Consider the following 22,628-nt stretch of genomic DNA (forward strand, 5'->3'; position numbering starts at 1 on the left):
CGGGACGACAGATCTTTGACCCTGGACGACATGTCCGTGATCAGATCGGCGGGTCTTCGCGGTTTCCGCGCGACGGTGGCGGAGCTCGGCGGCGACGCCGAAGCCTATGCCCGGCAGGCGGGCTGCCCCACGGCCGCCCTCGACGGGGACGACCTCCTGGTGCCCGAGGAGGCGATGGCCACGGTACTTGAGCTCGCCGCCGAGGATCTCGGCTGTCCGGATCTCGGCCTGCGCATAGCGACCCGGCAGGATCTCGGCATGCTCGGCGCCCTCGCGCTCGCCATCCAGAACTCCGCCACCCTCGGGGACGCCCTGGAGTGCACCACGCGCTATCTGTTCGTCCACGCGCGCTCGCTGAGCCTCAGCCTTGAGCCGGACCCGTACGGCACCCCGGGGGTGGCCGCCCTGCGCTACGGAGTGCGCGAGGGGGTCGAGGCGCCGCCCCAGGGCATCGATCTCTCCCTGGGGTTCATGCACCGGGCCATCGTCTACCTGGTCGGCCCGTACGGCCTCGGCTCGGTCGAGCTGCCGCATCCCCTGCTCGCCCCGCTCTCGGTGTACGAGGACTTCTTCGGCGTCCCCGTGAAGGCGGACCGTCCGGCAGCCCTGCTGCGCGTCCCGCTCAGCCTGGCCGACCGGCCGCTCGGCGGGGGCAACGCCCATCTGCGCCGCCTCGCGCTCGCGTACCTGGACGAGCAACTGCCCAGGGAGCAGACGGACGCCGTCAGCGGTGTCCGCGCCGTCGTCGCGCGTTCGCTCGGCACGTCGCCGCCCGGGATCGGGACGGTCGCCCGCCTCCTGAACGTCCATCCGCGCACCCTCCAGCGACGGCTGCGCGCGGCGGGCACGACGTTCGCCGAGGTCGTCGACGAGGAGCGGCGCGGCGCCGCCCGCCGCTATCTCATCGACACGGACCTCCCGCTCGGCCAGATCGCCCTGCTCATCGGCCTCTCCGAGCAGTCGGCTCTCAACCGCTGCTGTCGGCGCTGGTGGGGTGCGACACCGCGCGCGGTACGGAGCGGGAACAACGCAGCCGCGGGCTGAGCGGAGGGTCTGATTCCGGCCAGATTCGCCCCCGGAACAGGCCGCCATCTGGCTCATTGTGGAGTGGACCAAGTAGATGCCCCAGGCATCCAATGGGACAGGTAAAGGGAGCCCCTCCGCTTGTGAGGTAAGTCCATGACGGAATCAGTCACGTCCGAACCCACCTCAGCAATCGCGTCCGAAGCAGTCGCCTTCCCACAGGACCGCACGTGCCCCTATCACCCGCCGCAGGCGTACGAACCACTCCGCGAGGCCCGTCCGCTCTCCCGGGTCCGGCTGTTCGACGGACGTTCCGTCTGGGTGGTCACCGGGCAGGGGACGGCCCGTGACCTGCTCATCGATCCGCGCCTCTCCACCGACCGCGAGAACGAGGCGTTCCCCGCGCCGACGGAGCGCTTCGCGAAGATACGCAACCGCCGTGTCGCCCTGCTCGGCGTCGACGACCCCGTGCACAACACCCAGCGCCGGATGCTGATCCCCAGCTTCTCGGTGAAGCGGATCGCCGCTCTGCGCCCACGGATCCAGGAGACGGTCGACCGGCTCATCGACGCCATGGAGGCACAGGGGTCACCGGCCGAGCTGGTCAGCGCGTTCGCGCTGCCGGTTCCTTCCATGGTGATCTGCGCCCTGCTCGGCGTGCCGTACGACGACCACGAATTCTTCGAGGAGCAGTCGCGCCGGCTGCTGCGCGGCCCCCTCGCAGAGGACACCGAGCGGGCGAGGGACGAACTCGACGCCTATTTCTACGCGTTGATCGACAAGAAGCGCCGGGAGCCGGGGGACGGGCTCCTCGACGAGCTCATCCACCGGCAGCTCTCGGTGGGGGCGCTCGACCCCGAGGAACTGGTCAGCCTGGCGACGATCCTGCTGGTCGCGGGGCACGAGACCACGGCGAACATGATCTCCCTTGGCACGTTCACGCTCCTCCAGCACCCGGAGCAGCTCGCCGAACTGCGCTCCGAGCAGACGCTGATGCCCGCCGCCGTCGAGGAGCTGCTGCGCTTCCTGTCCATCGCGGACGGAATGCTACGCGTGGCGAAGGAAGACATCGATGTCGCGGGCAGCACCATCCGCGCGGACGACGGCGTCATCTTCTCCACCTCCCTCATCAACCGCGACAACGCGGCGTACGAGACACCGGAGGAACTGGACTTCCACCGAGCCGACCGCCACCACCTGGCCTTCGGGTTCGGCATTCACCAGTGTCTGGGCCAGAACCTCGCCCGCGCCGAGATCGACATCGCCCTGCGGACGCTCTTCGAGCGCATGCCGGAGCTTCGCCTCGCGGTGCCCGCGCGGGAGATCCCGTTCAAACCGGGCGACACGATCCAGGGGATGCTCGAACTCCCCGTCACCTGGTAGGCGAGAAAGGAGACGAGCGTGCGGGTTCATGTCGAACAGGAGCGGTGCGTGGGTGCGGGGATGTGCGCGCTCACCGCCCCGAGCGTCTTCACCCAGGACGACGACGGCTTCAGCGAGGTGCTCCCCGGCCGCGAGGACGGGGGCGGCGACCCCCTGGTGCGTGAGGCCGTACGGGCCTGCCCGGTGCAGGCCGTCACCGTCGACGAGTCCTGACCGAGCCGTCCAGGCTCTAGCTCAGCGTCACCGTGAAGCTGCGTCCGTAGGCGTGGTGGGTGTCGACGTCGATCCGGGTCCCGCCGTGGACCCGGCTGACGCGCACCCCCTCGTCGGCCTCGACCCGGCGCGGGGAACGGCCGCGCAGCAGCACGCCGACCCTGTCGCGGTCCATCGTCGGATCGGACACGGCCACGGTGGTCCGGCCCCGCTTCTCGCTCCGTACGAGCACCGAGGCGGGGCCCTCGATCCGCAGCCCGGCGGGCCCGGCGACCTCGTGACCGCCTGCCGTGAAGGTGTTCGCGGCGGTCAGGCCGAGGCCCGCGTGGCTGACGGCCTGCAGCCGGACCGTGTTGGCGAGCACCTTCAGCGGCTGTCCGCCCCGGTACGACCTCAGTCCGGCCTCGCCCGCGTTCGGCACCAGCGCGTAGGCCAGGGAGAGCGGCCGGGCCCCGGCGGCCCGGTCCACGCTCACGCCGAGGACCGTACGCGTCACCGCCGTGTCCGGGTTCGCGGTACGGACGATCCGGCGGCTGCGCGTGACCTCGCCCAGGGCGACCCGCACCTTGGGGGTGTCCAGGAAGACGTAGCCGACGCAGGTGCTGCGCGTGGCGTTGGCGTAGCGCAGCCACCGGAGGTCACCGGTGCCCGCGCCGCTCCACGGGCGGCCGTCACGCAGCTCGCCCGTGACGGAGATCTGGTCGTCCGGAGCCGCGACGCGCGCGTCGACCGTCGTCGTCACGGCACGCCCCGCGCCGTCGCCCACCCCCGCCGCGAGCACCACGATCTCCTCGTCGAGCAGGAACCACGACTTCGTCGCCGTCGCACCCCGGTAGACCACGAAGTCGTCCGGCAGCAGCTCCCGGTCGCGGAAGGCGACGTCACTTGACTGCACCGCCCCGACCGCGCCGTACGCCCCGAGGACCGCGCCCCCCGAGTGCCGGTTGGTGCCGCGCGGGAAGTAGACGTACGTGTTCTGCGACTCGGAGGAGGAGGTGAAGTTCAGGGGGTGGCCGGGGTTGTCGTAGAACGGCTTCCCGTACAGCTCGGGGATCGTCCGGCGCTGCTCGACCGGGGCGGTGACGCCCGCGAGGCCGTACGGCGAGACCGTGGTGAAGTAGTCGACGCCGTACGCCTGGGTCTGGTCATGCCCGGAGAGATAGAGGTAGTACGCGCCGTCGCCCTGGAACCACGGCATGAGGTTCTCGCCGCTCATGTACTCGTACTTGCTGATCCTGTCGGAACTGCGCGCGAGCGCGAAGGCGTAGCCCGGTCGGCGATGGACGTGCTTGTCCATGGCGTTGAAGGCGACGCTGCGCGACGCGGGGTTCAGGTCGGCGGGCGGCACGGAGGTGTCGCCGATGATGTCGGCGTAGCGCACGACGCTGACCGGCGAGACGAATCCTGTCGGGTCGAGCGCGGCGCGCGAGGTCGACCTGATGTGCTTCACATAGCTCTTCAGGGCGGTGGCGTCGGCGCCGGTGGAGAGGGACGAGAGGTCCACGACGGCCTCGACGACGACCGCCACGTCCGTGTAGCCGCTGTCGGGGCGCGACACCGCGCGCCCCTTGACGATCTCCATCATCCAGCCCTCGAAGATGAGCGGCGCGAACCCGTCACGCACCCACCGTCCGACCGTCGGCACCAGCTCCTCGCCGTGCGCGAAGCCGGTGCCGTCGAGGATCTTGAGGGTCTGCACGACGCGGGTGAGCAGGCCTTTTCCGTACGATCCCGTGTACGCGACGGAGGCGTGCTGGATGAAGGAGCCGTCGGCGTAATGGCCGTCCGTCACCCCGTGCCGGAGGTCGTAGGGGTCGATGGTGACGAAGACCGTCAGCTGGTCGGTGAGCGCCTTGCGGATGCGGGCCTCGCCCGCCGCCGAGCCGATGAGCGCGCCCTGCAGGATGCGGTTGGTGGTGATGTCGGCGAGGTTGGCGCCGGTGTGGAAGCGCGAGTCGAGGTTCACGTCGCCGCCGGTGCCGTTGCGCAGATAGGCGTCCATCGAGGCGACGTAGGTGGCGACGAGGTCGGGCTTGTAGCTCCGCACCTCGTCGACGAGGAGCGCGAGGGTCTTGCTGACGTGCTGGGAGATGCCGATCTCCCAGTGGAACCAGTTGCCGTAGTAGCCCTTGGACTGATCGCCGTAGTAGCGCTCGTGCAGCCATCCGAGGCCGTCGATCACCCGGTGCTGCACGGCGGTGTCGCCGTAGAGGCCGGAGAGGGTGCCCGGGGCGCGGGTGGCGAGGGCGATCTCGTACAGCCGCTTGAAGGCCGTGTTGAGGTTGGTCTCGTCCGTGCCGAGCACGAGGCCCGCGAACAGCTCGCCCTCGCCCGCGTCGTCCATCGACCTCAGGTTCGTCCGCGCCGTCTTGTCGATCGCGAGGAGCTTGGCGGCCGTCTCGGGGCGCGCGTTGGACTCGGTGGTCCCCGCGAAGATCCCCACGGTGTTGGCCAGGAGACGGGTGCTGTCCGCCGTGGCCTCCGCGGCGCTCACGGGCAGCGCGGGGAGCACCGACAGGAGACCGGCGGCCGAGAGAGCGGACAGCAGACGTCTGCGGGTGATCTCCATGGCGACCTCCGCCGGTTGGGTTGGCGTTCTGGCGTTCTGGCGTTCTGGCGTTCTGGCGTTCTGGCGTTCTGGCGGGCGGAGTCAAGCAGACGCCCCGAACGGCGACAAGGCTGAGCGCAACGCCGTCCCGCGCCCCGGTACCGATCGGACCGGCAGCGACTACCCTTGACAGCGTGAGGTCGGAAGAGCACACACCAGGGCCGTTCGCCATCGTGGCCATCGCTTCGTCCGCCGGGGGTATTCAGGGTCTCGTGACGATCCTGGGCGCACTCGGCTCCGAGCTGCCCGTGCCCGTCCTCGTGGTCCAGCACCTCGATCCCCGTCACCGCACGCTCCTCGCGGAGGTCCTCAGCCGGCGCACGGAACTCATCGTGAAGCTGGCCGAGAACCAGGAGAGCATCGAGCCGGGGACCGTGTATCTGGCGCCGCCCGACCGGCACCTCCTGGTGGGGCCGGAGGGGATACTGACGCTGTCGAACAGTAAGCTTGTGCACTTCGTACGTCCCTCGGCCGACCTGCTCTTCGAGTCGGTGGCCGGAGCGTACGGCCCGCAGGCCATCGCCTGTGTGATCACCGGCACCGGCATGGACGGCGCCATGGGCGTGGAGGCGGTCAAGTCGCGCGGCGGCACCGTGATCGCCGAGGATCCGCAGAGCGCACAGTTCGCGGGGATGCCCAAGGCCGCGGTCGAGACCGGAGCCGTGGACTTCGTACTCCGTATCGAGGAAATCGCCGCGGCCATCCGCGGACTGGTAGAGGACAAGAGGCAGTGATGGGTGAGTCGTCCGGCGCCGAGGCAGGGCAGAACGCGGAGCCGGGGGCGCAGGGCCGTCCGGAACCGGACAGCGGGACGGAAAAGCCGCGTGAGGCGGAGCGGACGGGTGACGCGGAGCAGAAGCGTCAGCCGGATCAGGGGACGGGACAGGCGCGCGAGGCACAGCCCGCCCAGCTCGTCGACCCGGGCCTGGAGAGTCTGCTCGGGTTCATCCGTGACGCACGTGGATTCGACTTCACCGGCTACAAGCGGTCCACCCTCGGCCGCCGCATCCGCAAGCGCATGGGAGACGTCGGTGTGCAGGGCTTCGCGGACTACCGCGACCTCCTGGAGACCGACGCGGACGAATTCCGTGCCCTGTTCAACACGATCCTGATCAACGTCACCTCCGTGTTCCGCGACCCGGACGCCTGGGCCCTCCTCCGGCGCGACGTGCTCCCCCGGCTGCTCGAGACCGTCAGCCCGCAGGCGGAGATCCGGATCTGGAGCGCGGGCTGTTCCAGCGGTGAGGAGGCGTACTCCCTGGCCATAATGCTCGCGGAGGAAATCGGCGTCGAGGAGTGCACGAAACGCGTCAAGATCTACGCCACGGACGTCGACGAGGAAGCGCTGCGTGACGCCCGCTCGGGGCAGTACCCCGCGAAGGCTCTGGAGCCGCTGTCCAAGGAACTGCGCGACAAGTACTTCGAGCGCAACGGCACTCAGTACGCCTTCCGGACGGATCTGCGCCGCCGCGTCATCTTCGGCCGTCACGACATCACCCGTGACGCCCCGATCTCCCGCCTCGACCTGCTCGTCTGCCGCAACACGCTGATGTACTTCAACGTGGAGGCGCAGACCCAGATCCTCGACCGTTTCCACTTCGCCCTGCGCGAAGGGGGGCACCTCTTCCTCGGCAAGGCCGAGATGCTCCTGAACGACACCGATCGCTTCGAGGCGGTCAGTATCCGTCAGCGCGTCTTCCGCCGCCGCCCCGGCGGCAACGGGCCGCCGTACCCCGCGACACCCCCGCTGAAGGCCAGGGTCGGCATGGCTATGGAGAGGCAGCAGGCCACACAGACGGTACAGCTGCGTGACCTGGTCCTGGACTCGTCGCCGGGGGCGAGCATCGCCCTGGACAGCAACGGAATCGTCATCATGGTCAACCACGGAGCGCGGGCCCAGTTCGGCCTCACGCCCAACGACGTGGGGCGGCCCTTCCAGGATCTGGAGATCTCCTACCGGCCGGCCGAGCTCCGTTCCCTGATCGACCAGGCCATCTACGAACGCCGTCCGATGCACGTCCGCGGCGCGGAGCGCCGCCTCGGCAACGATCTGCAGTACTTCGACATCGACATCCAGCCGATCCTGAGCGGGCCGGGCGGTCCGGGTCTGCCGGTCGCCATCAACGTCACGTTCCTGGACGTCACGCAGTCCACCCGCCTCAAGGCCGAGGTCAAGCGCGTGCGTGAGGACCTGGAGACGGCGTACGAGGAACTCCAGTCGACGAACGAGGAGCTGGAGACCACCAACGAAGAGCTCCAGTCGAGCATCGAGGAGCTGGAGACCACCAACGAAGAGCTCCAGTCGACGAACGAGGAGCTGGAGACCACCAACGAAGAGCTCCAGTCGGGCAATGAAGAGCTCGAGACGATGAACGACGAGATGCGGCTGCGCACCACTGATCTGGACGAGGCGCATGCCTTCCTGGAGGGCGTGGTGAGCAGTATCGCGGCCGGGGTGGTGGTGCTCTCCGCCGACATGCGCACCAAGAACTGGAACCGTGGCGCGGTCGACCTGTGGGGGCTGCGCCCGGACGAGGTGATCGACGAGCATTTCTTCGCCCTCGACTTCGGGCTGCCCACCGACCGCCTGCGCGATGTCATCCAGCAGTGCGTCGCGTCGGGCAAGCGTTCGGGCCCTGTGGTCATCCCCGCGGTGAACCGCATCGGACGGAACATCGACTGTTCGGTCATCTGCTCTCCGTTCGACGGACACAACGGCGGCGTCGTCCTCCTCATGGAAGATGTCGCCGACACAGGGGGCAGCTGACCCCGCAGGTCGTACGCTGGTGGACATGAGCGCCATGGAGGGCAGTTCACCGGAGCCAGGCGGCCGGGCCGACACCGCCCGGCGGCGTGCCGTCCGAGCGGACGAGCGCGCCACGCAGGAGACGGCGACCGCCGAGCGCCATGAGCGGCTCTTCGTGGAGACCGGCCGCGTGCTCCACTCGACGATGGCGACGCGGCACCACGCGATCGCGGAACGCCATCGCACCACGGCCCGTCTCCAGCAGGCGTACGCCCGCCGACTGGTGGAGGCGGAAGGCACAGACGACCTCCTCTCCCCCCTGTTCATGGCGGGGGTGGCGGAGGCCTGCGGAACGCTCAGCGCCGCGCTCACGCTCGTCGGGCCCGATCTGAGCCAACTCTCGGTCGCCGCTTCGGACCAGCCCTCACGCGGCGCCCAGGATCTGGAGTACGTCCTGACGGCGGGCCCCGGACGCGACGCGGTCCACGCCCGACTGGCGGTGTACGCGTCGGGCCCGGTGCTCGAAACCCGCTGGCCCGGTTACGGCTCCGGCATCGCCGCCCTCGGCCTGACCTCGGTCGCGGCGCTCCCGCTGAAGGTGTCGTCGGGCTGCATAGGGGTGCTCACGGTCTTCGATCCCCCGTCGGCGCTCGCCAGGTCGGGGAAGTTCAGCGAGGTCGCCGCCGCGCTGGCGGACGGCGTGCTGATAGGGCCGGACGCGGATCCCGGACTCTACGGCGGCTCGGATCTGCGGGCCCCGGTGCACCAGGCCGCGGGCGTGCTGTCCGAGCAGACGGGCGGTTCGGTCAATGACGCCCTGGCGCTCATCAAGGCACGGGCCTTCGCCTCGGGTGTGCCCCTGGAGTCGGTGGCGCAGCGTGTCATCTCCGGGGAACTGAAGCTGCGATAACCCACGCCTCACCGGCCCGTTCACGGCAGTCGGGATTGCATCCGGATAATCGGCAATGTGCGACGAAATCCGTAGTACCCGCGTCATCCGTCCAACTCCCCCGCCGAGAATCCAACAACCCCCGCCGCGTGCGTGTTGTGACGTCCCGCCTCCGGGCTGTCTGATGGAGGTCATGGAGCTCCCCTACCTTGAGGACGTATCCCCCGGCACCGGCAGCCTCCCGCCCCGCGCGTGGTACGCAGGCTCGGATGCCGTCTCCCTCTCCCTGAACGGCAGTTGGCGCTTCCGGCTCTCCCCGACCGCCGACGCCGCCGACGACTCCTTCGCCTCGGACGGCTTCGACGCCGGGGCCTGGGACACCGTGGCGGTGCCGGGCCACTGGGTGCTGCAGGGGCACGGCGCGCCCATCTACACCAACATGGTCTATCCGTTCCCGGTCGACCCGCCCCGCGTACCCACGGAGAACCCGACCGGCGACCACCTGCGCACCTTCGACCTGCCGGACGGCTGGCCCGCGACCGGGGGCGGCGCCCTGCGCTTCGACGGCGTCGAGTCCTGTGCCCGCGTCTGGCTGAACGGCACGGAGCTCGGCGAGTTCAAGGGCTCACGGCTTCCGCACGAGTTCGCGGTCGGCCACCTCCTGAAGCCCTCGGGCAACGTCCTGGCGGTCCGCGTCCACCAGTGGTCGTCCGGTTCGTACCTGGAGGACCAGGACCAGTGGTGGCTGCCGGGCATCTTCCGGGACGTGACCCTGCTGCACCGCCCCGAGAGCTGCGCGCTCGACTTCTTCACGCACGCCTCGTACGACCATCGCGCGGGGACCGGGACACTGCGGGTCGACTCGGACGTGGACGGCCGGATCACCGTGCCCGAGCTGGGGGTCGATGTCGCGACGGGCGAGTCGGTGACGGTGGCCGTCGAGCCGTGGACGGCCGAGACGCCCCGCCTCTACGACGGGATCCTGGCCACCGCGGGCGAGCGCGTCCCGCTGCGGATCGGCTTTCGTACGGTGGCCGTCGAGGACGGGGTCATCAAGGTCAACGGCCGCCGGATCCTGTTCCGCGGCGTGAACCGGCACGAGTTCCACCCGGAGACGGGGCGCGCGCTCGACCTCGCCACCATGCGCACCGACGTCCTGCTGATGAAGCAGCACAACATCAACGCGGTCCGCACCAGCCACTATCCGCCGCACCCCGCCTTCCTCGGCCTCTGCGACGAGCTGGGCCTGTGGGTCGTCGACGAGTGCGACCTGGAGACCCACGGCTTCACCGAGCAGGGCTGGCGCGACAACCCCGTCGACGACGACCGCTGGACGCCCGCCCTCCTGGACCGAGCGGCCCGCATGGTCGAGCGCGACAAGAACCACGCCTCGGTGATCATCTGGTCCCTCGGCAACGAGTGCGGGGCGGGCCGCGGCCTGAGCGCGATGGCCCGCTGGATCCGCGCACGGGACACCGGGCGCCTCATCCACTACGAGGGCGACCGGTCCTGCGCGTACACCGACATGTACTCGCGCATGTACGCCGACCATGCCGAGGTCGATCGCATCGGCCGCCGCGAGGACACGGAAGGACCGGCATCACGGCTCCAGCTCCCCTTCATCCTCTGCGAGTACGGGCACGCGATGGGCAACGGCCCCGGCGGTCTGAGCGAGTACCAGGCGCTGTTCGACGCCCATGAACGCAATCAGGGCGGCTTCATCTGGGAGTGGATCGACCACGGCTTCACGCACCCGGAGCTCGGCTACGCCTACGGAGGCGACTTCGGCGAGGAGCTGCACGACGGCAACTTCGTCTGCGACGGCCTGGTCTTCCCCGACCGGATGCCGTCACCGGGGCTCGAGACGTACAAGCGCGTCATCCAGCCGGTGGGCTTCGCGTACGACGCGGACGCGGGGACGGTCGGGGTCACCAACCTGCACGACTTCGCGGACCTGTCGCACCTGTCCTTCGAGTGGTCGTACACCAGCGATGACGGCGCGGCGTCCGATGCCGGAGAGCTTGCCGTGCCACCGGAACTCGGGCCCGGCGAATCCGTCGAACTGAAGCTGCCGGACGCGCCGCCCGCGAGCCGCGCCGCCGAGACCTTCCTGCGTCTCACGGCGGCGGTGGGCGTCGTCGACACGAACTGGACGAAGCTGGATCACGTAGTCGCGCGGGCCGAGTTCGCGGTGACGCCGCGCCCCGCCGTCCGCGCCGCCGTCGGCGAACGGCCCCTGAGTGACGGCCGCTTCATCACCCTCGGCCCCGGCACCTTCGACGCCCGCACCGGCGAACTGCGCACCCTGAGCACCATCGTCCTGTCCAGCGCCCCGCGCCTGGACATCTGGCGGGCCCCCACCGACAACGACAACGGGGCGTCCTGGCAGGGCGGACAGCGCAACGGCCTGGTGTGGCGCGAGCTCGGCCTGCATCGGATGCGACACCGGCTCGACGCAGTCGAGTCGACCGACGAAGCGCTCACCGTCCGCACCCGCGTGGCGCCCGCGTCGCGCGACATCGGCCTGCGCACCACCTACCACTGGACGTCCGACGGCACCCGGCTGCGCCTCACGGTCTCCGTGGTGCCCGAGGGCGAGTGGAAGGTTCCGCTGCCCCGGCTCGGCATCCGGCTCGGGCTGCCCGCCGCGTACGGCTACGCGCACTGGTTCGGCGGCGGCAACGGCGAGGCGTACCCGGACACGGCGGCGGCGTCCGACATCGGCCACCACTTCATGCCGGTCGACCGGATGCAGACCCCGTACGTGCGCCCCCAGGAGAACGGCGCCCGTGCCGACGTCCGCCGGGCCGAGCTGCGGGCGGGCTTCAGCGGTGAGGGCGTGCGCGTGATCGGCGAGCCCGCCTTCTGGTTCACCGCGCGCCGCTGGACCACCGAGCAGCTGGACGCGGCCACCCACCGCACGGACCTGGCCCCCGGCGAGACGGTGTGGGTCCATCTCGATCACGGCCAGCACGGCATCGGCTCGCAGTCCTGCGGGCCCGGGGTCCTGCCGCAGTACGAACTCCACGCCGCACCCGCACAGTTCACTTTTACTTTCGCGCACCGCGATGCCACGCCCGAGGATGAGCCACCCGTGCCGCCGATGCCGCCGCCGGCCGGGTGAACCTCGCCCTGACCGGGGTTTTCCGGTGACTCAGCACTAGACTGGAGGTCACCGTCGAACCACGTGCCACCCTGGGGGGAGGGAGCACCCCGTGTCACAACCGCGGCTCGGCCGCAGCCCGTTGAGGCCGTCGGCCACTCCTCCTCCCTCGCCGGGTGACGCGCGCCCCGGCAGGTTCGTGGGGTGGATCGGGGGCTTCGGCTGCGTGGCGGCGGCCTACGCGGTGTTCCAGTCCCTGGTGGGCGTGTTGCCGGACTCGATCTCCGGCGACACCGCCCGCTACGGCATCGCGGCGGTCAGCGGCATCGGCACGGGTGTCGCCGCCTGGCTCGCCGCCGCGCTGATCCGGGCCAGGGCGGACGCGGACGACCTCACCCGGCAGCCGGCTCCGAGGTCGCCGCGGGCGGCTCCCGCCCCCGGCCCGTTCCCGCTGCTCGCCGCCGCCACCTATGCCACACTCATCGCCGAACTCGCCACCGTCGACACCCCGGAGAGCGGCCGCCTCACCGGCTGGGCGCACGCACTCGACGAGCAGACGCAACCGGTGCGGCCCACTGCGACCGGCACGGCGTACGGACTGCACATCGCGCTCGAACTCGGCGTGTCCGACGGCAGGTTGCGCGCATCGGAACTGGTGGAGACCCTGTGGCGGCTGCGCCTGGCCGACGGCGGCTGGGCCGCGCGCTCCCAGGGCTCGACGCCGCGCCCCGAGGTGACAGCCCTGGTGCTCGGGGCGCTCGCACGGGCGGGCGCGGACCCGGAAAGGCTCGCGGAGGAGGCGGCGCAGTGCGCGGCGCGTTTCACCGAGGAGATCGAGCCGTCCGGGCTCGGCAGGACCCACGTCGTGACGACCATGCTGCGCGGCCTGCTGCGCGCGGCGCCGGGCTCCCCCGACCTCGCACGCCTGCGGGCCGAGCTGGTCGACCGGACGGTGACGGATCCCCTGCGAGAGCACCGGCGCTGCTGGGGCCCCGCCCTGCGCGCCCGGATCACGCGGCCGTCCGCGGTGCACACCGCGCAGGCGGTCGTCGCCCTGGACCGCGCCGCCCGCGTACTCGGCGAGGACAGCAACACCCGCGCGGCCCGCGAGGACGGCATCCGCTGGCTGCTCGCCTGCCCGGCGCCCGAGCACGAGGAGTGCGCCGATCTGCGCAACACCCAGGAGGAGGTGCGCCGCCCGCACCCCGTCGACTCCTGGCGCCAGGAGGTGCTCTCCGTACGGCACTTCACCGCCGCCTGGATGATGCGCGCGCTGCTCACGACGAGCGCCTGGGAGATCGCTTCGGAGGAGGGCCGCGAGGACGCGTGGCACGCGCTGGTGGCGGGGGCGGTCGGCGCGGTGTGGCGCCAGCAGGACGCCGGGATCTGGAACTGGGACGGGTACGATCTCGGCCGCCCGATGTGGATGACCTATCAAGGGCTTTCGGCGCTGCGGGCCCATGCCGTATGGATGTATCAGCCGGGTGGATGATCCCCGGCGGCGCGCTCGCGACCGAGGGGAAGAGTGACCGCATGGGTGGTCGGCACGTCGAAAGGGCCCGGCGTCTGCTCGAAGGGGCCCTGGACACGGCGCTGCCGGAGGAGCGACTGGTGCGGGCGGCGCGTGCGGTCGTCGCCGAACTCGGCTCCCCCGGGCGCCTCTGCGGCCTGGTGCGCGAACTGGCGGCGAGCGGCGGCGCCCCTTCGGAGTGCGCGCTCCTCTCGTACCGCCACGTCCTCGGTTTCGACAAGCTGCTCCTGATCGACGGGGGTCCGCGGCACAAGCTGCGCGCCCACGTCTGGCACCCGGGCCCGCGCTCGGCAGGCCGCGAGGACATCCACAACCACCGTTCGGCGCTCGCCTCTTACGTGGTGCGGGGGACACTCGGCATGGAGCTGTACGAGCCCTTGCGCGAGCCGGTGGGGTCCGACTCCGGTGAGAGTGAGAGCGGTCTCGCGGCGTCCTGGTACCGGGAGTCCCTGTCGGACGTTGAGGGCCACTGGCTCCTTGAGCCCGCCGGACCTGCGCGGCTGCGGCTCACGCAGACGGCGGAGTACGGGACGGGCAGCGGTTACGGTCTGCCGTCGCACGCCCTGCACCGTGCGTGGTGCGCGTCGGAGGGGACGGCGGTGACCCTGTTCCTGGAGACGGGGGCGGGGCGGCGGCGCTACACGGACGTGTTCGCGGACGTGTTCGCGGACGCGGGCGCGGAGGTCGGCAGCCGCGCGGAGGCGGTCGCCAAGCGGCCGATGGAGATGGACGAGTATCTGGCGGAGCTGGAGTCGCTGGCGGAACTGATCAGCCGGTGAACGCCTGCCGCACGATGTCCATGTTGTAGTCGTCGATCTCGACCGTGCCGAGGTCGGCCGGGGCGAGCCACCGGTGCTCCTGGTCGGGCAGCGGCAGAGACACCTCGAAACTCAGCGGTCTGACCAGGAAGTTGTCCTGCCAGTTCTTGACCTCGTGCCCGCGGTACTGGCTGACGAAGGACGATTCACCGACTTTGCGGAGCACCTCGCCGAGCAGTCCGGTCTCCTCTTTCAGCTCCCGCAGCACGCCGTCCAGCGGACTCTCGCCCGGCTCCAGCTTTCCGCAGGGGACGCCCCACACGCGCGGCAGGAACCGCTCGGTCTCGCTGCGCCGCACCAGCAGCACACGCCCCTGGTGCGCCACTACAGCAGCCGCGAGTCGGTTTTCGCTCGGCACGCTCGGCAAGTCCATGGCATCCACCGTAGCGAGGATTCGCGGACCGGGACAGTCACCCGAGGGGCTCCAGCTCTCCCTGATCGAGGCGGTAGGGCGGATATACGTCCGTGAGCAGCAGGCCATAGGCCAGGACGCGCGCCACCCAGCGGTGCGGACCGATGTTGAGGTCGTACATCCCACGGGGGTAGCGGCCGGTGCAGAGCAGCGACACGCCGGAGTCGGCGGCAAGGAGTGGCGCGGCGTCCGTTTGGCGCGGCGTCCGTTTTCTTCAAGACGGGCGTGGGGCGGCTGCCTAGGCTGCGAGGCATGAACACGAAGATCACACCCCGCTTCGATCTGATCGGCATCGTCGTCTCCGACATGGCCGCGACGCTCGCCTTCTACCGCCGCCTCGGCCTGGAGTTCCCCGAGGGTTCCCAGGATCAGCCGCATGTCGAGGCGGCGCTCCCCGGCGGTCTGCGCATCGCGTTCGACACGGAGGAGACGGTCCGCTCCTTCACCGAGAACTGGGAGCCCCCGCGGAGCGCGGGCCGCATCGGGCTCGCGTTCCACTGCGAGACTCCGGCGGGCGTCGACACGGCGTACGACGAGCTGGTCGACGCCGGACATCACGGTGAGCTCAAGCCGTGGGACGCCTTCTGGGGCCAGCGGTACGCCTCCGTCCTCGACCCGGACGGGAACGGCGTCGACCTGTTCGCGCCGCTCTCTACGCCGTCCGGACCGGCCGCGGGCTGAGCAGTTCCCCCAGCGGCATGCCGGCCAACTCCTTCACGTCGCGCGCCAGATGGGCCTGGTCGGCGAAACCGGCCACGGCAGCCGTCTCCGCGTACGTCAGACCCCCGCCGGCCAGGGCGAGCGCACGCTGGAGCCGCAGGACACGGGCGAGCGTCTTGGGTCCGTAGCCGAACGCCGCGAGTGAACGCCGGTGCAGGAGGCGGGCGTTGACGCCGACCTCCTCGGCGGTCGCCGCGACGGACCGCCCCGCGTCCAGCGCCTTCACGACATGAGCGAGCAACGGGTCGGGCGGCTCCGTCCCGACCGCGCGCTCAAGGGCGACGGACTCCAGGACGGCGGCCGGATCGCGCGCCGCGTCCATGCGCTCGGTCAGGCGACGGGCGGCGGCGGACGGCCACAGATCGGCGAGGTCGACACGCCGGTCGCGGAGTTCGTGCGCGGGCACGCCGAGGAAGGCGGGGGCGGTGCCGGGGTAGAAACGGATGCCCACGTACCGGGCGGACGCTTTCGCTTCGGGCCGGTGCGCGCGGGTGTCGGGCCCGGCCACCAGGAGCGTGCCGTCGGCCCACAGCAGATCCATGCAGCCGTCGGGGAGGACGGGGCGGGCGCCGTCGGCCTCACCACCGCTGGTGCGGGTCCACAGGACCGCTCCCGCGACACGGGACGGCCGCTCCGCGTACTCGACGGTCTCGGACGACACGCCTTCAAGGTTACGCCGCTCGGTGACACCGCCAAGAGACACCGCCAAGAGTCACCGCTCAGGAACTACACGGCCCGTGAGCGGTGCTCCTGCGGGCTGACCCCGTACACGCGCTTGAAGGCGCTGGACAGGGCGAACGCGCTGCCGTACCCGACGCGCCGTGCGATCGCGCCGATCGTCTGCTCGCCGTCCCGCAACAGGTCGGCGGCGAGCGCGAGCCGCCAGCCCGTCAGGTACGCCATCGGCGGCTCCCCCACGAGCTCGGTGAACCGCCGGGCGAGCGCGGCCCGCGAGACCCCGGCCTTCGCGGCGAGCGCGGCGATCGTCCAGGGGTGCGCCGGGTCGTCCTGGAGCAGCCGGATCGCCTGTCCGACGATCGGGTCCCCCATCGCCCGGTACCAGGCGGGCGCCTCCGCCTCCGGCCTGGAGAACCAGGCGCGCAGCGCGGCGATCATCAGCAGGTCGAGCAGCCGGTCGAGCACGACGTCCTGCCCCGGCTCGTCCTTGGCCAGCTCGTCGGCGAGCAGCGGGGTGAGCGGGCAGTCCCACACGTCCGTGGGCAGCACCAGGAGCGCGGGCAGCGCGTCCAGGAGCCGTCCGGTGATCTCGCCGCGCGCCGGATAGGTGCCGATCAGCATCTCGGCGCCGCCGTCGAGCGATTCGCCCCAGGTGCGCAGGCCGAGGTCCTGGTACTGCCCGACCGGTGTGCCGCCGAGGGGTACGCAGCGCTGGCCGGGCTGGATCCCGGCCCTGGGCGGCGTGTCCTTCTCGTCGGCGACGGTGTAGTGGTCGGGGCCGCGCGCGACGGCGACGTCGCCGGGACGGATCAGCTGGGGTTCGGCGCCGTCGGGCACGATCCAGGCGGTGCCACGCACCATGATCATGACCGAGAGGGGCGCCTCGTCCGCGATGCGGACGGACCAGGGCGGGTCGAAACACGCGCGGATCATGAAGGCTCCCCGCGCGCGCGGGCCCTCCAGCAAGCCTGCGAGTACGTCCATGCCGGAAGCGTAGACGCACGCGCAGGGGGGTGAGCCCCTGGCGGATGGCTCCTTGCGGCGGGCGGCAGTTGACTGGGACGCACGACGAAGAACGCGTCACCGACGCAGAAGATGACACTCCTGGTCACGGGCGCTTCCGGCAAGACCGGACGCCGGGTCGCGCAGGCCGCGCGGGCGGCGGGACGCACGGGCGGCGGGACGCACGGTGCGGGCCGCTTCGCGGTCGGGGGCGGTGAAGTTCGACTGGTACGACCCCTCGACCTGGGACGACGCGCTGCGGGGCGCGGACGCGGCGTACCTCGCGTACCTGCCGGACGTCGGCGCGCCCGGTGCGGGCGAGGCGGTGGGGGCGCCGGCCCGGCGGGCGGTGGAACCGGGGGTGCGGCACCTTGTACTGCTGTCCGCGCGGGGCGAGGACCAGGCGGAGCCCGCCGAGCGGGCGGTGCGGGAGTCCGGGGCCCAGTGGACTGTCGTACGGGCGAGTTGGTTCGCCCAGAACCTGAGCGAGGGACCGCTGCTTGAGGGCATGCGGGCCGGGGAACTGGTGTTCCCCGCCAGGGAAGTGCTCGAACCGTTCATCGACTCGCGGGACATCGCGGATGTGGTGGTGGCGGTGCCGCGCCCCGGCTCGGGCTACGCGGGACGGGGCGTGCAGGTCTCGGGGCCGCGGCCGCTCTCGTTCCGCGATGCGGTGGCCGAGGTCTCGGCGGCTACGGGACGGGAGATTCGGTACGTTCGCACGCGGGACGGGCCGGAATTCCAGCCCGTCCGGGCCCCTACTCCGGCGGCGTCTCCCCGCTCCCCCCAGGCTTCTTGACGTGCGTACGCAACCGCGAGGAGACGTCGTCCGGGGGCAGGAACCGCGACCACCGCTCGGGGAACTCGGACGGCATGTCCTGGTCGTCGGGGTCCGTGGAAGCCTCCCGCGCGGCGGCAGCGCGGGCCACCACCTCCACCGCCCGCGCCTCCCGTATGCGGTCATTGGCCGCTCGCGCGGCAGCCGTGGCGACGGACGGCCACACCCGGTCGATCGCGGCGTTCACCGCGGCCCCCACAAGGACCGCGAACGCCGATACGCCGATCCACAGCAGCACCGCGACCGGCGCCGCCAACGAGCCGTAGATCGTCGGACCTTCGACCGTGCTCGTCAGGTAGATCCGCAGCAGGAAACTCCCCAGGACCCACATCCCGAGGGCGACGAGCGCACCGGGCATGTCCTCCACCCAGGGCGACCTCACCGGCACGGACACGTGGTAGAGCGTCGTCAGGAACACCACCGAAAGCAGCGTCACCACCGGCCAGTACAGGACCTGCACCACCGTCGTGGAGCCGGGCACCAGCTTCACCACCGCGTCAGGCCCCGCCACCATCAGCGGCAGCGCCACCGAACCGATCAGCAGCGCCACGATGAACAGGCCGAACGCGAGCAGCCGGGTCTTCACGATGCCGCGCGCGCCGTCCAGGCCGTACATGACCGTGATCGTGTCGATGAAGACGTTCACGGCGCGCGAGCCCGACCAGAGGGCGAACAGGAAACCGATCGAGATGACGTCGGGCCTGCCGACGCGCATGACGTCCTCCAGTATCGGCTGCGCGATCTGGCTGACGCCCTTGTCGGAGAGGACGGTGCGGGACGCTTCGAGGATGTTGTTCTCGACGCTGGCGATGGTGTTCGCGCCGGTCCACCGGTCCACGTACGCGAGCAGGCCGATCAGGCTGAGGAGCAGCGGCGGCACGGAGAGCAGAGTGAAGAACGCCGCCTCGGCCGCGAGACCCAGGATCCGGTATTCCACGCACGAGTTGACCGTGTCCTTGAGCAGCAGCCAGGCAGTCCTGCGCTTGGAGACGTTGCTGTAGAGAGCGCGGGCCCGGTTCCAGCGGCCCTTCGGCCTCCCGGGTGTTTCTTTTGCCTGGTGCACCTCCTTACCGTAGCGGCATGGCAGCCAGCACCCACACAGTGACCAACCAGGCTCCACCCCTGGTGGGATATGACGTCTTTACGTCGGACCGCGCCCTCACCGAGGGAGTCGAGCGGCATCTGGATCCCGCTCTTCTCAGTACCGCGCGCGAGCAACTCTCGGAACTCGGGCGCACCGCGGGTTCGGCCCAGGCACGGGAATGGGGGTTTCTGGCCAATGAGAATCCGCCCGTTCTGCACACCCATGACCGCTATGGGAATCGCGTGGACGAAGTCGCCTTCCATCCGGCGTGGCACCGACTGCTCGGCAAGGCGGTGTCGTCGGGGCTGACCACCGCCTGGTCGCGACCCGGGGGCCATCTGCGGCGCGCGGCCGGGTTCCTGGTGTGGTCGCAGGTCGAGGCGGGGCACGGCTGTCCGGTGTCGATGACGCACGCGGCGGTGCCCGCACTGCGGGCCGATCCCGCGCTCGCCGCCGAGTGGGAGCCACGGCTCACTTCCGTGGTCTACGACGAAGGGCTCAGGCCCGCGTCCCAGAAGGCCGGAGTGCTCTTCGGGATGGGTATGACGGAGAAACAGGGCGGAAGCGATGTGCGCGCGAATACGACACGTGCGCGTGCTCTCGCGGAAGAGGGCGCCTATGAACTCACGGGGCACAAGTGGTTCTGTTCCGCACCCATGTCCGACGGCTTTCTCGTGCTCGGGCAGACCGATGCGGGACTTACGTGCTTTCTTGTGCCGCGCGTACTCGACGACGGCACCCGTAATGCCTTCGCCATTCAGCGCCTGAAGGACAAACTGGGAAATAAGTCGAATGCGTCCAGTGAAGTCGAGTTCGACGGGACATGGGCGCGCCGGGTCGGCGACGAGGGGCGCGGGGTGCGCACCATCATCGACATGGTGGCGGCCACGCGGCTCGACTGCGTCGTGGGCTCGGCGGCGCTCATGCGGCAGGCCGTGGCACAGGCGGTGCACCACGCCACGTACCGCGAGGCGTTCGGCGGCAAGCTCATCGACAAGCCCCTCATGCGCAACGTACTGGCGGACCTGGCCCTGGAGTCGGAGGCGGCCACGACGCTCGCGCTGCGGCTCGCGGCCGCGTACGACGACGGGAGCGAGCAGGAGCGGGCGTTCCTGCGGATCGCCGTGCCGGCCGCGAAGTACTGGGTGACCAAGCGCTGCACGCCGCTCGTGGTGGAGGCCCTCGAAGTCCTCGGCGGCAATGGATACGTCGAGGAGTCGGGGATGCCGCGGCTGCTTCGCGAGTCGCCGCTCAACTCGATCTGGGAGGGCTCGGGGAACGTACAGGCCCTTGATGTGCTGCGTGCGTTGCAGCGGGAGCCGCAGGCGCTGAACGCCTTCCTCCAGGAGGTCGGCGTCGCGCGCGGCGCCGATCACCGCCTGGACGGCGCGATCAAGGCGCTGCTCACCGAACTGGCCGACCTGGACGGCATCGAGGCGCGGGCCCGTCGGCTCGTGGAGCGGATGGCGCTGGTGCTCCAGGGTTCGCTGCTCGTTCGGTACGCGCCCGCGGAGGTCGCCGACGCGTTCTGTGCCTCGCGGCTCGGCGGGGACTGGGGCTCGGCGTTCGGCACGCTGCCGCACACGCTCGACCTTGCCGCCGTGGTGGAGCGGGCGGCGCCCGGCGGCGGGACGCAGTAGGCGGGAGGGCGTGGGCGGGAGGAGTAGCGGGGGTGATGCCGCGCCGACACGGCGTCACCCCCGCCCTCAAGCCCCGATGAGGAGCGTCAACGCCGCGTGAACGGCGTTGACCTCAGCTTCGGCCGCCGCATGCCTGTTCGCGAGGGTTGCAGACGGTTGCAAGTCGGCGGCTGCGGCTGCGGCTGGGGCTGATCACTCTCACCGGACTACGTCGGTTCATCACTGAATCAGCACCCTCGCGGGCACCGAAGGGGCACGATGGGTGGATGCCCCCGACGCACTGGATCTGCTCGGGAAGGACCCAGTGATGGAAGCGACTTCGACGCTCGACCTCGCGAGGATCTCGACCATGGACCGCACGCAGGCCGCGCGACTGCTCGCGAGCGTCCGTCACGCGGCGCTCGCCGGGCAGCAGCCGCGCGTGTCGCCCCGTCCGGTGATCGAGGAGTCCTGGGAGCGCATGCTGCTCGGCGGGGTCGATCCGGACCGCGACTTCCGCTCCCGGCTGCTCGGCGTCGAGGAACTGGAGGAACGCCGCCGTACGTCGCCGCTGGTCGAGATCATGCCGATGCTGCGCGATGCCCTCGTCTCGGTGGCGGACGCGGCGCACCACATCATGGTCGTCTGCGACGCCGATGGCCGGGTCCTGTGGCGCGAGGGCCACTCCACGGTGCTGCGCAAGGCGGACTCGCTCGGTTTCGAACTGGGCGCGGACTGGAGCGAGGGCGTCGTCGGCACGAACGGGATAGGGACACCGCTCGTCGTACGCCGACCCGTACATGTGTTCTCCGCCGAGCACTTCGTGGAGACGCATCACGCGTGGACGTGCATGGGCTCGCCCATCATCGATCCCCGTGACGGCCGCCTCCTCGGTGTGGTCGACATCAGCGGCCCGCTGAACACGATGCATCCGGCGACGCTCGCCCTGGTCGACGCGGTGGCGAAGCTCGCCGAGGCCCGGCTGCGGGAGAGCCATGTGACGGCGCTCGACCGGCTGCGTTCGGTGGCGGCGCCGGTCCTCGCCCGCCTGCAGGGGCGCGCCGTCGCGGTGGACACCCGCGGGTGGACGGCGGCGGTCACGGGAATGCCCCACACGGACCGGCTCGCCCTGCCCAGATCCATGGCGGCGGGCCGTACGTGGCTGCCCTCACTCGGCACCTGCGCGGTGGAGCCACTGCCCGGCGGCTGGCTGCTGCGGGTGGACGAGGATCCGCAGCCCCTGGCCGCGACCCGCGTCATCCTGGACGTGAGCGGGCCGCGCCGCTGGTCGGTGACCGTCGAGGGCGGTGGCGCGGGCGGCTGGACACATGAACTGAGCCCGCGCCACGCGGAACTGCTCTATCTCCTGAGCGCCCACCGCAAGGGCCGCAGCGCTTCGGGCCTCGCCGATGACATGTTCGGCGACCCGGCACGCACGGTGACGGTCCGCGCCGAACTCTCCCGCGTACGGCGCTACTTGGGCGACCTCCTGGCCCACCGCCCCTACCGCTTCCCCGAGGACGTGGACGTGCGGGTGATCCTGCCCGAGCACCCGGCGAACCTGCTGCCGCATTCGACGGCGCCCGCGGTGCGGGAGGCACGGAGAGCGGCGGAGCCTTGAGTGCCGTCGCGAGAGCATCGAAGGCTTCGCGTGCCGCTACTCCCCTCGGACACGATCTCCCCGGGGGCGCGATCTCCCCGCGGGCGCGGGCGAGTGAATTCGACGGATCCTGAAGATGCACACGGAATCCTGACGATGCACCACGACCAGGGCCAGATCGCGATGAAGCCCATGGGCTTCCACGGCGGCGTCAGCTTCGCGGGCGGCTCCCCGATCCCGGTCGGCGCCCCGGCCCACGGAACCGCCTTCGGTCTGGCGGCGCGGCCGACGCGACGCCGAGGCCCAGGGGCTCGGGGTACCCGCCTTGGCCGGTACCCCCGCCCCGTGATTCTCTGACCGG

The 22,628-nt window shown here is 71.0% G+C and carries 20 protein-coding genes; 14 read left to right on the plus strand and 6 right to left on the minus strand.

What is annotated here, in order from left to right:
* The first annotated feature begins 30 nt into the window (after positions 1-30).
* From ACFVXC_RS04020 to ACFVXC_RS04030, 3 genes are all read left to right on the plus strand, one after another.
* On the plus strand, positions 31-1,044 hold the full coding sequence (locus ACFVXC_RS04020; RefSeq protein ID WP_389901169.1) for an AraC family transcriptional regulator: 1,014 nt from the start codon (positions 31-33) through the stop codon (positions 1,042-1,044).
* Positions 1,045-1,179: 135 nt separating this feature from the next.
* Positions 1,180-2,406: a cytochrome P450 gene (locus ACFVXC_RS04025; RefSeq protein ID WP_389901171.1), complete on the plus strand. Its 1,227-nt coding sequence runs from the start codon at positions 1,180-1,182 to the stop codon at positions 2,404-2,406.
* 18 nt (positions 2,407-2,424) lie between these two features.
* The gene (locus ACFVXC_RS04030) at positions 2,425-2,619 is read left to right on the plus strand and encodes a ferredoxin (RefSeq protein ID WP_389901173.1); all 195 of its coding nucleotides are present in this window, start codon (positions 2,425-2,427) and stop codon (positions 2,617-2,619) included.
* A gap of 16 nt (positions 2,620-2,635) precedes the next feature.
* Here the strand turns inward: ACFVXC_RS04030 and ACFVXC_RS04035 are convergent, their stop codons facing one another.
* Entirely contained in the window at positions 2,636-5,188 is a 2,553-nt protein-coding gene (locus ACFVXC_RS04035) for a polysaccharide lyase family 8 super-sandwich domain-containing protein (protein ID WP_389901175.1), read from the minus strand.
* A 173-nt stretch (positions 5,189-5,361) separates the two neighbouring features.
* Between ACFVXC_RS04035 and ACFVXC_RS04040 the strand changes: the two genes are divergently transcribed.
* The 6 genes from ACFVXC_RS04040 (at position 5,362) to ACFVXC_RS04065 (ending at position 14,275) form a co-directional block, all read left to right on the plus strand.
* A complete protein-coding gene (locus ACFVXC_RS04040) occupies positions 5,362-5,961 on the plus strand; it encodes a chemotaxis protein CheB (protein WP_389901176.1) in 600 nt (199 codons plus the stop codon).
* Positions 5,961-7,994 carry a CheR family methyltransferase gene (locus tag ACFVXC_RS04045; protein WP_389901178.1) on the plus strand — a complete coding sequence of 678 codons (2,034 nt, stop codon included), beginning with the start codon at positions 5,961-5,963 and terminating at the stop codon, positions 7,992-7,994. Before ACFVXC_RS04040 ends, ACFVXC_RS04045 begins: the two co-directional genes overlap by 1 nt.
* A 25-nt stretch (positions 7,995-8,019) precedes the next feature.
* Complete coding sequence (locus ACFVXC_RS04050; protein WP_389901180.1) at positions 8,020-8,883, plus strand: ANTAR domain-containing protein; 864 nt, start codon at positions 8,020-8,022, stop codon at positions 8,881-8,883.
* A 172-nt stretch (positions 8,884-9,055) separates the two neighbouring features.
* Positions 9,056-11,986: a glycoside hydrolase family 2 TIM barrel-domain containing protein gene (locus ACFVXC_RS04055; RefSeq protein WP_389901182.1), complete on the plus strand. Its 2,931-nt coding sequence runs from the start codon at positions 9,056-9,058 to the stop codon at positions 11,984-11,986.
* Positions 11,987-12,077: 91 nt separating this feature from the next.
* The gene (locus ACFVXC_RS04060) at positions 12,078-13,457 is read left to right on the plus strand and encodes a hypothetical protein (protein WP_389901184.1); all 1,380 of its coding nucleotides are present in this window, start codon (positions 12,078-12,080) and stop codon (positions 13,455-13,457) included.
* Positions 13,458-13,498: 41 nt separating this feature from the next.
* Positions 13,499-14,275 (plus strand): hypothetical protein, encoded by a 777-nt coding sequence (locus ACFVXC_RS04065; protein ID WP_389901186.1) that lies wholly within the window; start codon positions 13,499-13,501, stop codon positions 14,273-14,275.
* Here ACFVXC_RS04065 and ACFVXC_RS04070 read toward each other — a convergent pair.
* Positions 14,265-14,687: an NUDIX hydrolase gene (locus ACFVXC_RS04070; RefSeq protein ID WP_389901188.1), complete on the minus strand. Its 423-nt coding sequence runs from the start codon at positions 14,685-14,687 to the stop codon at positions 14,265-14,267. The two genes, ACFVXC_RS04065 and ACFVXC_RS04070, sit on opposite strands and share 11 nt — an antisense overlap.
* A 37-nt stretch (positions 14,688-14,724) precedes the next feature.
* On the minus strand, positions 14,725-14,847 hold the full coding sequence (locus ACFVXC_RS04075) for a hypothetical protein (RefSeq protein WP_389901190.1): 123 nt from the start codon (positions 14,845-14,847) through the stop codon (positions 14,725-14,727).
* Between the two features lie 143 nt (positions 14,848-14,990).
* Between ACFVXC_RS04075 and ACFVXC_RS04080 the strand changes: the two genes are divergently transcribed.
* On the plus strand, positions 14,991-15,407 hold the full coding sequence (locus ACFVXC_RS04080; RefSeq protein WP_389901575.1) for a VOC family protein: 417 nt from the start codon (positions 14,991-14,993) through the stop codon (positions 15,405-15,407).
* Here ACFVXC_RS04080 and ACFVXC_RS04085 read toward each other — a convergent pair.
* Positions 15,379-16,107, minus strand: coding sequence for a DUF6597 domain-containing transcriptional factor (locus ACFVXC_RS04085; protein WP_389901192.1), 729 nt, complete (start codon positions 16,105-16,107; stop codon positions 15,379-15,381). The genes ACFVXC_RS04080 and ACFVXC_RS04085 overlap by 29 nt on opposite strands.
* Positions 16,108-16,172: 65 nt before the next feature.
* Complete coding sequence (locus ACFVXC_RS04090; protein WP_389901194.1) at positions 16,173-17,108, minus strand: AraC family transcriptional regulator; 936 nt, start codon at positions 17,106-17,108, stop codon at positions 16,173-16,175.
* 205 nt (positions 17,109-17,313) lie between these two features.
* Here ACFVXC_RS04090 and ACFVXC_RS04095 point away from each other — a divergent pair, with 205 nt between their 5' ends.
* On the plus strand, positions 17,314-17,925 hold the full coding sequence (locus tag ACFVXC_RS04095; RefSeq protein ID WP_389901195.1) for an SDR family oxidoreductase: 612 nt from the start codon (positions 17,314-17,316) through the stop codon (positions 17,923-17,925).
* Here ACFVXC_RS04095 and ACFVXC_RS04100 read toward each other — a convergent pair.
* Positions 17,885-19,027, minus strand: a complete 1,143-nt coding sequence (locus ACFVXC_RS04100; protein WP_389901197.1) for a YihY/virulence factor BrkB family protein — start codon at positions 19,025-19,027, stop codon at positions 17,885-17,887. The two genes, ACFVXC_RS04095 and ACFVXC_RS04100, sit on opposite strands and share 41 nt — an antisense overlap.
* Positions 19,028-19,044: 17 nt before the next feature.
* On the opposite strand from ACFVXC_RS04100, the gene ACFVXC_RS04105 reads away from it, so the two are divergent.
* The 3 genes from ACFVXC_RS04105 to ACFVXC_RS04115 all read left to right on the plus strand — a co-directional run bounded on the left by ACFVXC_RS04105 (position 19,045) and on the right by ACFVXC_RS04115 (position 22,624).
* Positions 19,045-20,688, plus strand: coding sequence for an acyl-CoA dehydrogenase family protein (locus ACFVXC_RS04105; protein ID WP_389901199.1), 1,644 nt, complete (start codon positions 19,045-19,047; stop codon positions 20,686-20,688).
* A 307-nt stretch (positions 20,689-20,995) separates the two neighbouring features.
* Positions 20,996-22,288: a GAF domain-containing protein gene (locus tag ACFVXC_RS04110; protein ID WP_389901201.1), complete on the plus strand. Its 1,293-nt coding sequence runs from the start codon at positions 20,996-20,998 to the stop codon at positions 22,286-22,288.
* Positions 22,289-22,381: 93 nt separating this feature from the next.
* Positions 22,382-22,624, plus strand: coding sequence for a 4-hydroxythreonine-4-phosphate dehydrogenase PdxA (locus tag ACFVXC_RS04115; RefSeq protein WP_389901202.1), 243 nt, complete (start codon positions 22,382-22,384; stop codon positions 22,622-22,624).
* The last annotated feature ends 4 nt before the right edge of the window (positions 22,625-22,628 follow it).

Origin of the sequence: Streptomyces sp. NPDC058257 (assembly GCF_042881845.1) — a bacterium.
GTDB lineage: Bacteria > Actinomycetota > Actinomycetes > Streptomycetales > Streptomycetaceae > Streptomyces.

What these genes read in the sequence shown, in the direction of transcription:
- ACFVXC_RS04045 (WP_389901178.1), top strand. Translation starts at nt 5,961, where the DNA reads ATGGGTGAGTCGTCCGGCGCCGAGGCAGGGCAGAACGCGGAGCCGGGG.
- ACFVXC_RS04025 (WP_389901171.1), top strand. Translation starts at nt 1,180, where the DNA reads ATGACGGAATCAGTCACGTCCGAACCCACCTCAGCAATCGCGTCCGAA.
- ACFVXC_RS04070 (WP_389901188.1), bottom strand. Translation starts at nt 14,687, where the DNA reads ATGGACTTGCCGAGCGTGCCGAGCGAAAACCGACTCGCGGCTGCTGTA.
- ACFVXC_RS04065 (WP_389901186.1), top strand. Translation starts at nt 13,499, where the DNA reads ATGGGTGGTCGGCACGTCGAAAGGGCCCGGCGTCTGCTCGAAGGGGCC.
- ACFVXC_RS04035 (WP_389901175.1), bottom strand. Translation starts at nt 5,188, where the DNA reads ATGGAGATCACCCGCAGACGTCTGCTGTCCGCTCTCTCGGCCGCCGGT.
- ACFVXC_RS04075 (WP_389901190.1), bottom strand. Translation starts at nt 14,847, where the DNA reads ATGTACGACCTCAACATCGGTCCGCACCGCTGGGTGGCGCGCGTCCTG.
- ACFVXC_RS04050 (WP_389901180.1), top strand. Translation starts at nt 8,020, where the DNA reads ATGAGCGCCATGGAGGGCAGTTCACCGGAGCCAGGCGGCCGGGCCGAC.
- ACFVXC_RS04105 (WP_389901199.1), top strand. Translation starts at nt 19,045, where the DNA reads ATGGCAGCCAGCACCCACACAGTGACCAACCAGGCTCCACCCCTGGTG.
- ACFVXC_RS04090 (WP_389901194.1), bottom strand. Translation starts at nt 17,108, where the DNA reads ATGGACGTACTCGCAGGCTTGCTGGAGGGCCCGCGCGCGCGGGGAGCC.
- ACFVXC_RS04020 (WP_389901169.1), top strand. Translation starts at nt 31, where the DNA reads ATGTCCGTGATCAGATCGGCGGGTCTTCGCGGTTTCCGCGCGACGGTG.
- ACFVXC_RS04110 (WP_389901201.1), top strand. Translation starts at nt 20,996, where the DNA reads ATGGAAGCGACTTCGACGCTCGACCTCGCGAGGATCTCGACCATGGAC.
- ACFVXC_RS04055 (WP_389901182.1), top strand. Translation starts at nt 9,056, where the DNA reads ATGGAGCTCCCCTACCTTGAGGACGTATCCCCCGGCACCGGCAGCCTC.